Source organism: Bacillus sp. FSL M8-0025 (assembly GCF_037975475.1).
Taxonomy (GTDB): domain Bacteria; phylum Bacillota; class Bacilli; order Bacillales; family Bacillaceae; genus Bacillus; species Bacillus subtilis.
This window is the reverse complement of the sequence record NZ_CP150258.1, coordinates 147,820-162,500: the sequence shown is the minus strand read 5'-3', so window position 1 is coordinate 162,500 and position 14,681 is coordinate 147,820. Positions and strand designations below refer to the sequence as shown.

General features: G+C 43.5%; 16 protein-coding genes and 2 rRNA genes (1 of these 18 running past the window's edge). 2 read left to right on the top strand and 16 right to left on the bottom strand.

What is annotated here, in order from left to right; translation table 11 throughout:
* Both MKX38_RS00945 and MKX38_RS00940 read right to left on the bottom strand, forming a co-directional pair.
* Positions 1 to 349, bottom strand: a 23S ribosomal RNA gene (locus tag MKX38_RS00945); it reaches 2,579 nt to the left of the window's first position.
* A 170-nt stretch (positions 350 to 519) separates the two neighbouring features.
* Positions 520 to 2,069 (bottom strand): 16S ribosomal RNA (locus tag MKX38_RS00940).
* The 16S and 23S rRNA genes sit together here, the layout of an rRNA operon.
* Positions 2,070 to 2,483: 414 nt before the next feature.
* Between MKX38_RS00940 and pdaB the strand changes: the two genes are divergently transcribed.
* Positions 2,484 to 3,248, top strand: coding sequence for a polysaccharide deacetylase family sporulation protein PdaB (gene pdaB, locus MKX38_RS00935; RefSeq protein ID WP_015252978.1), 765 nt, complete (start codon positions 2,484 to 2,486; stop codon positions 3,246 to 3,248).
* Here the strand turns inward: pdaB and kbaA are convergent, their stop codons facing one another.
* The gene (gene kbaA / locus MKX38_RS00930) at positions 3,249 to 3,845 is read right to left on the bottom strand and encodes a KinB-signaling pathway activation protein (RefSeq protein WP_004399693.1); all 597 of its coding nucleotides are present in this window, start codon (positions 3,843 to 3,845) and stop codon (positions 3,249 to 3,251) included. It abuts the gene before it with no gap.
* Between the two features lie 109 nt (positions 3,846 to 3,954).
* On the opposite strand from kbaA, the gene gerD reads away from it, so the two are divergent.
* On the top strand, positions 3,955 to 4,512 hold the full coding sequence (gene gerD, locus MKX38_RS00925; RefSeq protein ID WP_003235126.1) for a spore germination lipoprotein GerD: 558 nt from the start codon (positions 3,955 to 3,957) through the stop codon (positions 4,510 to 4,512).
* A gap of 35 nt (positions 4,513 to 4,547) precedes the next feature.
* Here the strand turns inward: gerD and salA are convergent, their stop codons facing one another.
* The 13 genes from salA to rpsK form a co-directional block, all read right to left on the bottom strand.
* Positions 4,548 to 5,606, bottom strand: coding sequence for an iron-sulfur carrier protein/transcriptional regulator SalA (salA, locus tag MKX38_RS00920; RefSeq protein WP_003235124.1), 1,059 nt, complete (start codon positions 5,604 to 5,606; stop codon positions 4,548 to 4,550).
* A gap of 95 nt (positions 5,607 to 5,701) precedes the next feature.
* A complete protein-coding gene (cwlD, locus tag MKX38_RS00915) occupies positions 5,702 to 6,415 on the bottom strand; it encodes an N-acetylmuramoyl-L-alanine amidase CwlD (RefSeq protein WP_015252979.1) in 714 nt (237 codons plus the stop codon).
* A 59-nt stretch (positions 6,416 to 6,474) separates the two neighbouring features.
* Positions 6,475 to 6,918: a YbaK family protein gene (locus tag MKX38_RS00910; RefSeq protein ID WP_003235118.1), complete on the bottom strand. Its 444-nt coding sequence runs from the start codon at positions 6,916 to 6,918 to the stop codon at positions 6,475 to 6,477.
* A 185-nt stretch (positions 6,919 to 7,103) separates the two neighbouring features.
* Positions 7,104 to 7,871: a class I SAM-dependent methyltransferase gene (locus MKX38_RS00905; RefSeq protein WP_032723020.1), complete on the bottom strand. Its 768-nt coding sequence runs from the start codon at positions 7,869 to 7,871 to the stop codon at positions 7,104 to 7,106.
* Positions 7,872 to 8,334: 463 nt separating this feature from the next.
* The gene (gene rpsI / locus MKX38_RS00900; RefSeq protein ID WP_004399691.1) at positions 8,335 to 8,727 is read right to left on the bottom strand and encodes a 30S ribosomal protein S9; all 393 of its coding nucleotides are present in this window, start codon (positions 8,725 to 8,727) and stop codon (positions 8,335 to 8,337) included.
* A 20-nt stretch (positions 8,728 to 8,747) separates the two neighbouring features.
* Positions 8,748 to 9,185: a 50S ribosomal protein L13 gene (gene rplM, locus MKX38_RS00895; RefSeq protein WP_003241966.1), complete on the bottom strand. Its 438-nt coding sequence runs from the start codon at positions 9,183 to 9,185 to the stop codon at positions 8,748 to 8,750.
* Positions 9,186 to 9,346: 161 nt separating this feature from the next.
* On the bottom strand, positions 9,347 to 10,090 hold the full coding sequence (gene truA / locus MKX38_RS00890) for a tRNA pseudouridine(38-40) synthase TruA (protein WP_004399657.1): 744 nt from the start codon (positions 10,088 to 10,090) through the stop codon (positions 9,347 to 9,349).
* Positions 10,091 to 10,099: 9 nt separating this feature from the next.
* On the bottom strand, positions 10,100 to 10,897 hold the full coding sequence (locus tag MKX38_RS00885; RefSeq protein WP_339188310.1) for an energy-coupling factor transporter transmembrane protein EcfT: 798 nt from the start codon (positions 10,895 to 10,897) through the stop codon (positions 10,100 to 10,102).
* Positions 10,894 to 11,763, bottom strand: coding sequence for an energy-coupling factor ABC transporter ATP-binding protein (locus MKX38_RS00880; RefSeq protein WP_339188308.1), 870 nt, complete (start codon positions 11,761 to 11,763; stop codon positions 10,894 to 10,896). Before MKX38_RS00880 ends, MKX38_RS00885 begins: the two co-directional genes overlap by 4 nt.
* Positions 11,739 to 12,584 (bottom strand): energy-coupling factor ABC transporter ATP-binding protein, encoded by an 846-nt coding sequence (locus tag MKX38_RS00875; protein WP_004399689.1) that lies wholly within the window; start codon positions 12,582 to 12,584, stop codon positions 11,739 to 11,741. Before MKX38_RS00875 ends, MKX38_RS00880 begins: the two co-directional genes overlap by 25 nt.
* A 127-nt stretch (positions 12,585 to 12,711) precedes the next feature.
* Entirely contained in the window at positions 12,712 to 13,074 is a 363-nt protein-coding gene (rplQ, locus tag MKX38_RS00870) for a 50S ribosomal protein L17 (RefSeq protein WP_003225836.1), read from the bottom strand.
* Between the two features lie 77 nt (positions 13,075 to 13,151).
* Entirely contained in the window at positions 13,152 to 14,096 is a 945-nt protein-coding gene (locus tag MKX38_RS00865; RefSeq protein WP_003225835.1) for a DNA-directed RNA polymerase subunit alpha, read from the bottom strand.
* Between the two features lie 176 nt (positions 14,097 to 14,272).
* Positions 14,273 to 14,668, bottom strand: coding sequence for a 30S ribosomal protein S11 (gene rpsK / locus MKX38_RS00860; protein WP_009966385.1), 396 nt, complete (start codon positions 14,666 to 14,668; stop codon positions 14,273 to 14,275).
* Positions 14,669 to 14,681: the final 13 nt, after the last annotated feature.

The window sequence follows — 14,681 nt, the reverse complement described above, 5'->3', positions numbered from 1 at the left end:
GACCTCTTCATCTACCTCGTTCTTTTGTAACTCCGTACAGAGTGTCCTACAACCCCAAGAGGCAAGCCTCTTGGTTTGGGCTAATCCCGTTTCGCTCGCCGCTACTCAGGGAATCGCATTTGCTTTCTCTTCCTCCGGGTACTTAGATGTTTCAGTTCCCCGGGTCTGCCTTCTCATATCCTATGAATTCAGATATGGATACCACTCCATTACGAGTGGTGGGTTTCCCCATTCGGAAATCTCCGGATCAAAGCTTGCTTACAGCTCCCCGAAGCATATCGGTGTTCGTCCCGTCCTTCATCGGCTCCTAGTGCCAAGGCATCCACCGTGCGCCCTTTCTAACTTAACCGTTAAAAAGAATCACTATGTGATATCTTGTGTTACTAATTGAATGTGATGTCTACTGTTATCTAGTTTTCAAAGAACACGTTTCGAAGGAATGATCCTTCAAAACTAAACAAGACAGGGAACGTTCTGTTTATAAGACCCAAGGTCTTATATTCCGTATAATATCCTTAGAAAGGAGGTGATCCAGCCGCACCTTCCGATACGGCTACCTTGTTACGACTTCACCCCAATCATCTGTCCCACCTTCGGCGGCTGGCTCCTAAAAGGTTACCTCACCGACTTCGGGTGTTACAAACTCTCGTGGTGTGACGGGCGGTGTGTACAAGGCCCGGGAACGTATTCACCGCGGCATGCTGATCCGCGATTACTAGCGATTCCAGCTTCACGCAGTCGAGTTGCAGACTGCGATCCGAACTGAGAACAGATTTGTGGGATTGGCTTAACCTCGCGGTTTCGCTGCCCTTTGTTCTGTCCATTGTAGCACGTGTGTAGCCCAGGTCATAAGGGGCATGATGATTTGACGTCATCCCCACCTTCCTCCGGTTTGTCACCGGCAGTCACCTTAGAGTGCCCAACTGAATGCTGGCAACTAAGATCAAGGGTTGCGCTCGTTGCGGGACTTAACCCAACATCTCACGACACGAGCTGACGACAACCATGCACCACCTGTCACTCTGCCCCCGAAGGGGACGTCCTATCTCTAGGATTGTCAGAGGATGTCAAGACCTGGTAAGGTTCTTCGCGTTGCTTCGAATTAAACCACATGCTCCACCGCTTGTGCGGGCCCCCGTCAATTCCTTTGAGTTTCAGTCTTGCGACCGTACTCCCCAGGCGGAGTGCTTAATGCGTTAGCTGCAGCACTAAGGGGCGGAAACCCCCTAACACTTAGCACTCATCGTTTACGGCGTGGACTACCAGGGTATCTAATCCTGTTCGCTCCCCACGCTTTCGCTCCTCAGCGTCAGTTACAGACCAGAGAGTCGCCTTCGCCACTGGTGTTCCTCCACATCTCTACGCATTTCACCGCTACACGTGGAATTCCACTCTCCTCTTCTGCACTCAAGTTCCCCAGTTTCCAATGACCCTCCCCGGTTGAGCCGGGGGCTTTCACATCAGACTTAAGAAACCGCCTGCGAGCCCTTTACGCCCAATAATTCCGGACAACGCTTGCCACCTACGTATTACCGCGGCTGCTGGCACGTAGTTAGCCGTGGCTTTCTGGTTAGGTACCGTCAAGGTACCGCCCTATTCGAACGGTACTTGTTCTTCCCTAACAACAGAGCTTTACGATCCGAAAACCTTCATCACTCACGCGGCGTTGCTCCGTCAGACTTTCGTCCATTGCGGAAGATTCCCTACTGCTGCCTCCCGTAGGAGTCTGGGCCGTGTCTCAGTCCCAGTGTGGCCGATCACCCTCTCAGGTCGGCTACGCATCGTTGCCTTGGTGAGCCATTACCTCACCAACTAGCTAATGCGCCGCGGGTCCATCTGTAAGTGGTAGCCGAAGCCACCTTTTATGTTTGAACCATGCGGTTCAAACAACCATCCGGTATTAGCCCCGGTTTCCCGGAGTTATCCCAGTCTTACAGGCAGGTTACCCACGTGTTACTCACCCGTCCGCCGCTAACATCAGGGAGCAAGCTCCCATCTGTCCGCTCGACTTGCATGTATTAGGCACGCCGCCAGCGTTCGTCCTGAGCCAGGATCAAACTCTCCGATAAATGGATCACAGGTTAAGTTCACCGCATCCTGCGGCGACACCTGTGTGACCTGCGTCGTACAGGCCCTAGTTTGACTGACTACGCACATCGCTGTGCGATTTATAAAAATGAATTAACAGGTACGTTTTGTCTTGTTTAGTTTTCAAAGATCATTACTGCCGCTTAACGAAGCAGCTTTATTACTATAACATTTAGCTTCTTTTAAGTCAACAACTTTTTTCAAAGTATTTAATGAAGCTTTTAGTTGATGTCAGCTGTTTATCAGCGACGAATAATAATATATCACGGATATTATCAAAAGGTCAACACCCAATTTAGGCTGTATGTGAAGAGACATTTTATCGGTTATATTCAATTGTCCATGCTCATAAGATGTAAAACAAGAATGATGGACAAGATAAGGAGGCATCATCAGTGAATCACTTCTATGTGTGGCACATTAAACGGGTAAAACAATTAATTATTATACTTATCGCCGCATTTGCAGCTGCCAGCTTTTTTTATATCCAAAGAGCTGTCCCGCTTCCCGTGTTTTCAACTGACACCGGACCTAAAGCCATTTATAAAGGAGAAACAGACTCTAAAGATATTTCACTTACTTTCGATATCAGCTGGGGTGATGAGAGAGCAGAACCGATACTTAATACTCTGAAAGCAAACGGGATTAAAAACGCAACGTTTTTCCTGTCCGCTTCTTGGGCAGAACGCCATCCCGACACAGTGGCCCGTATCGTAAAGGACGGCCATCAAATCGGGAGCATGGGCTACGCTTATAAAAACTATGCCAATTTAGAGAGCAGCGAAATAAAAAAGGACATAAACCGTGCGCAAACAGCCTTTGAAAAGTTAGGGGTCAAAGACATACAGCTATTAAGACCCCCTACCGGCCAATTCAATAAGAATGTTCTAAAGGTCGCAAAGCAATACAATTATACAGTCGTTCATTACAGTGTGAACTCTCAAGACTGGACAAATCCCGGAGTTGAAAAAATCATCGACAATGTGACCAAGCAAGTTTCCGGTGGAGACATTATTCTTTTACATGCCTCAGATTCGGCAAAACAAACAGAAGAAGCATTGCCTGATATCATCCATCAGCTGAAAGAAAAAGGATTAAAAAATGTAACCGTGGGTGATCTCATCGCAAATTCTGATGCCAAATCCGCAGAGGTAAAGTAATTACTTTGCTGCAAACTTCGGCAGCATCAGCAATTGGAAGGCATTACATGCCATTAACGGAAAAAGCATTAAATAAAGCCAGTCCTCATCATTTACTCTTAATGCAGGGAACCATTCTAATGCGGTAATCACAACCATCAAAAATAACGATGACACAAATGTTTTCTTAGAGGACTGCTTTTGCTTTATATAAGCTGTAATCACTCCAAAGATCAATAAAAACACCGGTAACCACGCATAGCCAGCCAGCGATTCTCCGCTCTCTCCAAAAAATAAAAAACGCACGTACATTAAATCAAAAGCAACAAACAGGATGAAAAACAACTGCAGCAAATTCCACAAAGAGGAGGACCTTAATATCTCAAGCGCAAACCGATGAACTGTTAAAAACACGAAAAAACCCATTTGGCTGATCACACTGAAAATCATGCCTACACCGATAAACCAAAATAAAACAGAGAAAATCTGTCCCGCTTCAAATGTTAGAAACAGCCCTCTATATTCTCCCCACTTTAAAGCAAAACCCACAATACTCGTGATAAGCGCCCCGACAGCTAAAATAGAAAAGAAAAAACGAACTAAACCACGGCTTTTCATTTCTTTATTCATCCCCTCAAAAATCGCGAACAGCGATATTTTGTTATGTATAATTCCAAACAGATGAATCATATTAAAGGTAAGACAAGTATGTGAAAGGAGCTTAAGCATGTCAAAAGCCAAAACGCTATTGATGAGCTGTTTTTTGTTATTATCTGTAACAGCTTGCGCTCCAAAAGACCAAGCAGCGGATATGGACTATGATCAGACCAAAAAAATGGTTGTTGATATATTAAAAACTGATGATGGAAAGAAAGCTATTAAGGAATTATTAAATGATGATGCCATGAATGAAGCGCTGGTGATTGACCAAGATGCAATTAAAGGAACAATAGAAAAAACACTCACATCTAAAAAAGGTGAAGAATTTTGGAAAAACATCTTTGAAGACACTGATTTTGCTGAGGGCTTTGCCAAAACTCTTCAGACAGAGCATGAAAAAGTGATTAAAAAGCTGATGAAGGATCCAGATTACCAGAAGATGCTGATGAGCGTTATGCAGGATCCCGGCATGGATAAAAAGTACAGCCAGCTGGCAAAAAGCCAAGAATTCCGCAGTTATTTAGAAGAGGTTATTAACGAAACACTTTCTAGTCCGCTTTACAAAAAGCAGTTCGAAGATGAGCTGAAAAAAGCAGCAAAAGACACAGCAAAAGAAAGTGAATAAAGGGAAAGCCGGGATCTGGAATCCCGGTTCACCTTTTATACCTGCACTGACATTTTTGCATCTATTTTTTTTGCGATGTCCTGATATATTTCTCCGATTGGATGATTTTCGTCATAAACAGACGGAGCAAATTGGTCCTTATCCCAATCGGGCTGTTTCAATGGGATTCTGCCGAGTAAAGGCACGTTTAGTTCCTCAGCCAGTTTATCTCCCCCGCCTTTTCCAAACACATATTCTCTTTCCCCTGTCTTTGCACTTTCATAATAAGCCATGTTCTCTATGACACCCACGACCTCATGATCGGTTTTAATCGCCATAGAGCCCGCTCTGGCCGCGACAAAAGCAGCTGTCGGATGTGGCGTAGATACGATAATTTCTTTGCAGCTCGGAAGCATTGTATGTACATCGAGAGCAACGTCCCCTGTACCAGGCGGAAGGTCAAGAACGATATAGTCTACTTCTCCCCACTCTACTTCATGGAAAAAGTTATTCAGCATTTTGCCGAGCATCGGCCCTCTCCATACGACCGGGGCATTTTCTTCTACGAAAAAGCCCATTGACATGACCTTTACTCCAAAGCGTTCAACAGGAAGAAGTTTCTCTCCTTCAATTGTTGGACGCACAGTGATACCCATCATGTCCGGCACACTGAACCCATAAATATCCGCATCAATTAAACCAACCTTTTTCCCTAGACGAGCCAGAGAAATAGCTAGGTTTACTGACACAGTTGACTTGCCTACGCCGCCTTTTCCACTTGCTACAGCAAGAAAGACTGGCGGGTTATCCATATTTAATAATGTTTTTTTCTCAGCTGACGGCGCCCGGAATTTAGCAACCGTTTCTTCAGGCAGCTCTTCAAATCGAAGGCCGACTGTCTCAGCTCCTGCCCCTTTTAATACGTTTACGATCTCTTGCTGAATCTGCATTTGTTCTGCAGTTCCTGTTTTTGCAAGAGCGACTTTTACACTGATATGCCGTTTTTCAGGCTTTATTTTAATTTCCTTAACGGCATCCAATTCTCCCAGAGGTCTTTGAAGAAAAGGTTCGCGCATTTCTCCGACTAGTTTTCTTACTTCATCTTCTCTTATCATCGAACCTCACCCTTTTGTGTATTCGTTTACAATTATTATTATATCATACATAAATGGCGGGTGTCTTATGCTTAGAACCACAAGAAAACCCTCCATTACTCCGGAGGGTCTCCTTTTTCTGTGAAATATCGCAAAATGCCTTTATATATGGAAGATGCCACCTTGTCTTGATATTTCGGTTTACCGAGCAGCGTTGCTTCGTTTGGATTGGATAAAAATCCGACTTCTATAAGCGCCCCCGGTTTGGTGACGTTTTGCATTAAGTAGATACCATGAATCCGCTTTGCTTTCCGGGTTGTGTTTTCCAGATTTCTTCTCAGCTCATCCTGGATGTATTTTGCGACTTTCTCATTTTCCGCATATTTCCCGTAATAAAAGCTTTGGGCTCCGCTCCATTTTTGTGACGGAATCGCATTAAGATGAATGCTGATATAGAGCTCCGCCTCTGAATGGTTTATTAATTTGACTCGTTGTCTTAGATCCTCAGCTTTTCGTCGACTATAGCCTTTTGTTCCTTCTGGAGCGAGATCAGTATCACTTTCTCTGGTCATGATAACAAGCGCTCCTTGTTCTTGAAGATAATCCCTGACTCTAAAGGCCACTTCCAGGGTAACATCCTTCTCTAACAGCTTTCCGCCGACTGCTCCGCCGTCAGGCCCGCCATGACCTGGATCTAGATAAATGATTTTACCGCTCAAGGGCAGGCTCCACGGCTTCCAAGAGTCGTTGTTGCTGAACTGATATTTGAACAGAAATAGTAATACGATGAAGCCTAGCAAAAAACTGAGCCATTTAAGCTTTTTCCTCATCCCTTCCCCTCCCGCTTGTCCGTTATTACATAACTATGGGACAGGGCCGGGAAATATGATTACCGCATGCGAAGCTTACACTGTTTTTCTCTTTGAACAAACCCCGCTGTCCACCAATCTTTAATGAACTTGCGTGCCGCTTCATAAACCGTGTTTTTATCAAATGTTGCGTATTGCTCGTGTATCCAATTATAGAGATAATCAAAAAACTCCATACGCAGCTCTTCTTCTTCTCTTGCAGAGCGGGCACTGATACTCTGCATGGATTCTCCGTAATAGCCGAATATCCCAAAACGCCCGCCTAACAAATAAGCTTCAATCGCAAAATCAATACAGCCTTCAGTAATAATATCTCGTTCATCATGTAAAAATGGAAATAATGGTTCCAAACAATCCTTAACAGACTGGATAATTTGTCTCAGAGAGAGTTCTTTGAGCAAGTTCTTTTCTAATTCAAAATCCTTTTGGCGTTTCACATCCATAAAAGACAGTACTTCTGCCATATAAATTCACTCTCCTTTTACCGATTATTTTGAGGTTTGGATGATGAAACAATGCCCGAATTCGGTTGGAAATTCGCCCAAATGAAGGTGTAAAATCGATAAAAAGTCAGCTTTCCGCAGGATCTGGAACAAATGTTCTGTAAGTAGTTATGAAAAAAGCAGCCCCTCTAACAGGTCGCTGCTTTTCATACTTTCATGCTTCTTGTTGCAGAATATGTATGGATATATTGGTCTAATACAAACCCGCCTTTATCTTCATAAAAACCAGTAACGATAAAACCGGCATCAATTTGGCCTTTGATTTGGTCTTCTAAGGAATGGCCGAATTCCAGAGCCTCATTATTTTCGATCAGTTTTTTCACTTTATGTTTCGGAAGATCTTCTGGGTCAGCGTATGGAATGGAGTGTTTTACTTTTAAAACACCTTGCTGTTCTAATTCTGTATCAAACAGAAATACAACAGGATTGACAAAACCCGAGATTAGAATGCCGTTCCTTTTCAACACACGGTGCGCTTCCTTCCATACCGGGAGGACATTCTCAACAAAAACATTGGCAACAGGATGTACAATGACATCAAATGATTCATCATTAAATACACTTAAATCGTCCATGCTTCCTTTGACAGTGTGTATCGTGAGACCATCTCGCTCAGCAATCATTCTATCCTGATTCAGCTGTTTTTCTGAGTTATCTAATACGGTGACATCCGCGCCTGCGGCTGCCAAAACTGGACCCTGCTGGCCGCCGCCTGATGCTAAACAGAGTACTTTCAGACCTTTGATAGGCGGAAACCAATCCTTCGGTACATCTTTCATTGGTGTTACCCTTATATCCCAATTGCCTTTTTTTGCTTGTTCGATAACCTGCTGTTCAACAGCAACAGTCCATTCATTGCCTGTTTCTACTTTTTTATCCCAGGCTTTGCTATTATGAGCTACTAACGCATTCATGAATCTTCTCCTTACTTTAATGTATAGAGTATAACAAATATTTCTAGATTGATATCGCTTTCCCTTTGCATATTTAGAAAAAAGTTCATAAAAACGCAAAAAAATCACAAAGGAGATATGTGATTTATATCATCAGATTTACTTTTACTTCGTTACATAAAGCCATTAGCAATGAGAGCTATTGTTTCTCCGGGTTAAGAATCAGCAGTGAACTTTAACGGATGAGATACAGTGGTTAGATGAAGCTGGGCTGATCACATAACGATAATAAACATTGACCGAAGTTCCAATTGAATAAGAATGAAAGCTATCATGATTATTACAAAGAGACCGTTTATAAACAAACAATTTGCTTAACCCCGCCAAACGTCCATTCAGTTGTTATTTTTATGCGAGGCTGTCACGTTTTATTGAAAGAAAAAAGCTCCCAACCCAAGGTCGAGAGCTTTTTGAAAACGTAAAATTAACGTTTTGAGAACTGAGGTGCACGACGAGCGCCTTTAAGACCGTATTTTTTACGTTCTTTCATACGAGCGTCACGAGTCAGAAGACCTGCACGTTTAAGAGTTGTACGGTATTCTGGATCTGCTTCAAGCAAAGCACGAGCGATACCGTGACGGATTGCTCCAGCTTGACCAGATAGGCCGCCTCCATGTACGTTTACTAAAACATCATAAGTGCCAGCTGTTTCAGTCAAAGTTAATGGTTGTTTGATATCTTCGATTAAAGCTGCAGATGGGATATGTTCGCTGATTTCACGATTATTAACGACGATACGGCCTTCTCCTGGAACTAAACGCACACGCGCTACAGAGCTTTTACGACGGCCAGTACCGTAATATTGAACCTGTGCCAAATTGGTAACCTCCTTTTTAATTAACCGCGAAGTTCGTAAACTTCAGGTTTTTGTGCTTCGTGTGGATGCTCAGAACCACGGTATACGTTCAATTTTTTGAACATTTGACGACCTAGAGAACCTTTTGGAAGCATGCCTTTGATAGCAAGCTCAAGCATTTTCTCAGGGTAGTTTGTACGCATTTCAAGAGCAGTTCTTGATTTTAATCCGCCTGGATGTTGAGTGTGACGGTAGTAGATTTTGTCAGTTAACTTTTTACCAGTTAACTCGATTTTTTCAGCGTTGATGATGATCACATGATCTCCAGTATCAACGTGTGGTGTGTAAGTTGGTTTGTGTTTTCCGCGAAGGATAGCTGCAACTTCTGAAGAAAGACGACCTAAAGTCTTGCCAGCAGCATCAACAACTAACCACTTGCGTTCAATAGTACTTGCGTTAGCCATAGGTGTTGTACGCATTGAATTTCCCTCCTAAATGATCTGTCATTTTCAATAAACTTCGATTACGTTCTATTTCACAACACAATAAGTTCCGGGGCTTATCGTGGGGTTGAAATACATACCATATGATATCTTATAACTTTATGCAGACTCTGTCAAGAAAATATTATACACCTGGTTTAGTTGTCATAGTAAACGTTCCATAAATATAGCCCGTGCCCCGGCGCTGTGCGCCCTGCCGCTTCGCGATCCTTCGCTTCCAGCATGGATTTCACCTCATCGGGAGAAATTTTTCCAATACCTGCATCAAGCAAAGTACCCGCAATAATTCTGACCATATTATATAAGAAACCGCTGCCTGTGATCCGCATTTGCAGGCCGTCAGCCGTCTCAGTCCAATCAAGTTCGTATATCGTTCGTACCTTGTCCTGCACTTCTGTTTTAGCCGCGCAAAAGCTCGTAAAATCATGTGTCCCTATAAGATGCTTTGCCGCTTCTCTCATGTCCTGCACATTAAGGCGATATGAAAAATGGTAAGCGTAATGCCGTTTAAATACGTCCGGGTGTTTCTCCGTGTATACAAAGTAGCGATATTCTTTTTTGACTGCGCTAAATCGTGCATGGAACCCATCATCCGCAATTTCTGCCTGTTTGACTGCGATATCGTCCGGAAGCAGTGCATTTAAGGCATATGGCCATCTTTCAGCCGGGATAGACAGCGGAGTGTCAAAATGAATCACCTGTCCGGCTGCGTGAACCCCGCTGTCTGTTCTTCCAGACGAAACGACCGGAATTCTGTCTTTTGACTTATGCAGGACAGCCAAAGCCTTCTCCAGTTCATCCTGAACCGTTCTTTTGCCCGGCTGAACCTGATAACCGTTAAACAAATGTCCGTCATAAGAAATCGTGCATTTCAGTCTCATACAGCACCTCTAAGCCCTTAAGAAAAATAACAAAGCAGCTAATACAATTAAGCTGACAATGACAGAAGTGTCTTTTCCTGTCCATACAAGCTTTCTATATTTCGTACGTCCTTCTCCGCCTTGATAGCCTCTTGCTTCCATTGCCACCGCAAGCTCTTCGGCGCGTTTAAATGCGCTGACGAAGAGCGGGACAAGAAGCGGGACAATAGCCTTCACTCTATCTTTGACAGGCCCGCTTGTAAAATCAACGCCTCGCGCCATCTGAGCCTTCATGATCTTATCTGTCTCCTCCATCAGTGTCGGAATAAACCGTAAAGAAATTGACATCATAAGAGCCAGCTCATGAACAGGAAGCTTTAATTTTTTCAATGGGTTCAGCAGCTGTTCCATTCCATCGGTAATCTCAATCGGTGTAGTCGTAAGCGTTAATAAGGTTGTGATTAAAATCAAATAGACGAATCTAAGAGAAATGAATATCCCCTGAACCAGACCGCCCTCATAGACTTTGAAAAAACCTATTTGAAAGATAATCGGTCCTTCAAGTGTCATAAGGATGTGAAGAAGGAACGTAAAAAGAACAATCCAGATGATTGGCTTCAGCCCTTTCATTAAAAAAGAGAAAGGAACTCTTGTTAAAGAAACGACGCCAATTGTAAATAAACCAAGCAACGCATATGTCTGAACATTATTGGCTAAGAATACGATGCAGACAAATAAAAAGATCGTGATCAGTTTTGTTCTGGGGTCAAGCCGGTGCACAAGTGAAGTACCCGGTACATACTTGCCGATAATCATGCTGTCCATCATAAAGTCTTCTCTCCCTGAAAAAGAGCACGGATTTCAGCAGCGGCATCTTCGATTGTGAGCATAGGCTCATTAAATCTCACACCCAGTGCAGCTTCAAGGTGTCTTTGGAATTTTATTGTTTCTGGAAGATCCAGCCCCCAGCCGGCCATCTCTTCACCCTTTAAAAACAGATCACGCGGACTGCCTGATGCTTGTATCGTTCCTTTATGCATAACAATCATTTCATCAGCGTATGCAGCTGCATCCTCCATGCTGTGTGTCACAAGGATCGTCGTCAGGTTCCCACGTTGATGAAGCTCATAAAACATGTCCATAATCTCTTTTCGCCCTCTTGGGTCCAATCCTGCAGTCGGTTCATCCAGAACAAGCACTTCAGGGTCCATTGCAAGTACGCCGGCAATTGCAACTCTGCGCATTTGTCCCCCGCTTAATTCAAAGGGTGACCTGTCCAAAAGCTCTTCTGATAAACCTACAAGCTGCAGCATCTCTCTCGCTTTTTGTTCAGCATCTTCTTTTTTAACACCAAAGTTCATCGGTCCGAATGAAATATCTTTAAGAACTGTTTCTTCGAATAATTGATGCTCAGGAAATTGGAAAACGATTCCGACTTTTTTACGAAGTTTTTTCAGATCTTTATTCTTTTTCCCTGCCTGAATGACAGTGCTGCCTAGTAATATCTGTCCCTTCGTCGGCTTCAGGAGACCATTTAGGTGCTGAAGAAGAGTGGACTTGCCAGAGCCTGTATGCCCGATAACGGCTACGTAGCTTCCTTCTTTAATCGATGCATTGATATCATACAGTGCTAGGCGCTCAAACGGCGTCTTCATCTGATAGCGATGCTCTACATCTTTGATTGTAATGTCCACAGCTCTTTCACCAGCCCTTCCTGAGTCAAATGGTTTTCTTCCAAAGCCAGTCCATTTTCTCTTAAAAGCTGGCTAAGCTGGAATGAGAAGGGTAAATCAAGCCCAATTCGAACAAGTTCTTTATTCAATTTAAAAATCTCTTCAGGCGGCCCTTCAGCATATTTTTTACCGCCATTCATGACAATGATCCTGTCTGCTTTTGCTGCCTCATTCAGATCATGTGTAATGGATATGACAGTCGCCATGCCCTGCTCTTTTAGATGTCTTACCGTTTCAAGCACTTCTTCTCGCCCGATCGGATCAAGCATGGATGTTGCTTCATCTAAGATAATAATATCAGGACGTGCGGCAATAACCCCCGCAATCGCAACTCTCTGCTTTTGGCCTCCGGAGAGATGGTGCGGCTCTTGATCGAGAAAATCTTGCATATTCACCTGTTTTACTGCCCAGTCTACTCTCTCAATCATTTCTTCCCGCGGTACACCATTGTTTTCTAAACCAAAAGCCACATCATCGCGAACAGTCGTTCCGACAAATTGGTTATCCGGATTTTGAAAGACCATACCTATCTTCTTACGCACTTCCCAAACGGATTCCTCTGTCAATTGAATCCCGGCAACCTCAATGTCGCCTGATTCAGGAAGAATTAAACCATTCAATGCGCGGGCCAGTGTTGATTTCCCTGAACCGTTATGACCTACGATTGCAAGCCATTCACCCTCATACACCTGCAGGGAGACGCCGTCTAGTGCTCGTCTTTCTGCGTCCTTCCGATATCGAAATACGATATCCTCTACCGATATCAACTGATTTTGATTCATGGAAAACCGGCCTCCTCTCAGCTAATGCTCTGCTTTTCTCTCTATTAAAAGTTGCAGTATCTAAAAAAAGGGCATAGATCCAGTTAGAAACTGTCCCGCCCTTCTTTAGATACACAAAAATATGTGATTAAACCAATTCGATAATTGCCATTGGTGCTCCGTCACCACGGCGAGGACCAAGCTTCATAATACGTGTGTATCCACCTTGGCGCTCCTCGTAACGAGTTGCAATGTCAGAGAATAATTTTTGAAGTGCATCTTGATTATTTTCTTCGTTTGCAACCTCGTTGCGGATGTATGCAGCAGCTTGACGGCGAGCGTGAAGATCACCGCGTTTGCCAAGCGTGATCATTTTTTCAACTACAGAGCGAAGTTCTTTCGCACGTGTTTCAGTTGTTTCGATTCTTTCGTTGATGATCAAATCAGTTGTAAGATCACGAAGCATAGCTTTACGCTGTGCACTCGTACGTCCTAGTTTTCTGTATGACATGTGATGTCCCCTCCTTTATTGGAATGCTGTTTCTGAATAATAAACACACGAAAATCCTAGTTCACAAGGGAAACTAGTCAATCGTCTTTGCGAAGTCCGAGTCCAAGTTCTTCTAGTTTCGCTTTCACTTCTTCAAGTGATTTGCGTCCTAGATTTCGAACTTTCATCATATCTTCTTCCGTCTTGTTCGCAAGCTCTTGAACCGTGTTAATACCCGCACGCTTTAAGCAGTTGTAAGAACGAACAGAAAGATCCAATTCTTCAATTGTCATTTCAAGAACTTTCTCTTTTTGATCTTCTTCTTTTTCAACCATGATTTCAGCATGTTGAGCTTCGTCAGTTAAACCAACGAATATATTAAGGTGTTCAGTTAAAATCTTTGAACCAAGCGCAATTGCTTCTTTCGGTCCAGTGCTTCCATCAGTCCAAACATCAAGTGTAAGTTTATCATAGTTTGCAACTTGGCCTACACGAGTGTTCTCTACCTGATAAGATACACGAGAAACTGGCGTATAGATAGAATCAATCGGAATCACGCCGATTGGCTGATCGTCTCTCTTGTTTGCGTCAGCAGGCGTATACCCACGTCCTCTTTGAGCAGTAAGGCGAACTCGGAAACTCGCATTCTCACCAAGAGTCGCGATATGAAGATCAGGATTTAAGATCTCTACATCACTATCGTGTGTAATATCAGCTGCCGTTACAGTTCCTTCACCCTGTACATCAATTTCTAGCGTCTTCTCTTCATCAGAGTAGATTTTCAATGCAAGCTTTTTAATGTGTAAGATAATCGTTGTAACATCTTCCACAACGCCTTCAATTGTCGAGAATTCGTGCAGTACACCATCTATCTGGATTGATGTTACAGCGGCACCAGGGAGTGAGGATAAGAGGATACGACGTAAGGAGTTACCCAGAGTTGTACCATATCCACGCTCAAGTGGCTCTACGACAAACTTACCAAATTTGGCATCGTCGCTGATTTCAACCGTTTCGATTTTTGGTTTTTCAATCTCGATCATTACTTAAAACCCTCCTTCAAAACGTCGAAACCTCGAATAGAATCATATGAGATTCCATCCGAAATTCCCCATTGTTTAGTCCCGTATGTGCTCAGGCAACGAGTCGGTGCATTCGTTTCATAAATAACTGTATCATAACCCATTATTGACAGGGACACAAAATCTATACAAACAAATTACACGCGGCGACGTTTTGGTGGACGGCATCCGTTATGAGGAACAGGAGTTACGTCTCTGATAGCAGTGACTTCTAGTCCAGCAGCTTGAAGTGCACGGATTGCAGCTTCACGGCCTGAACCAGGTCCTTTAACAGTAACCTCTAGAGTTTTAAGACCATGTTCGATTGAACCTTTAGCAGCTGTTTCTGCAGCCATTTGCGCAGCAAAAGGAGTAGATTTACGAGAACCTCTGAATCCTAAAGCTCCGGCACTAGACCAAGAAATAGCATTACCATGAGTGTCAGTGATCGTAACGATCGTGTTATTGAAAGTTGAACGAATATGAGCAATTCCAGACTCAATATTCTTTTTCACGCGACGTTTACGCGTGTTAGATTTACGAGCAGCAGCCATTGTTTAAGAACCT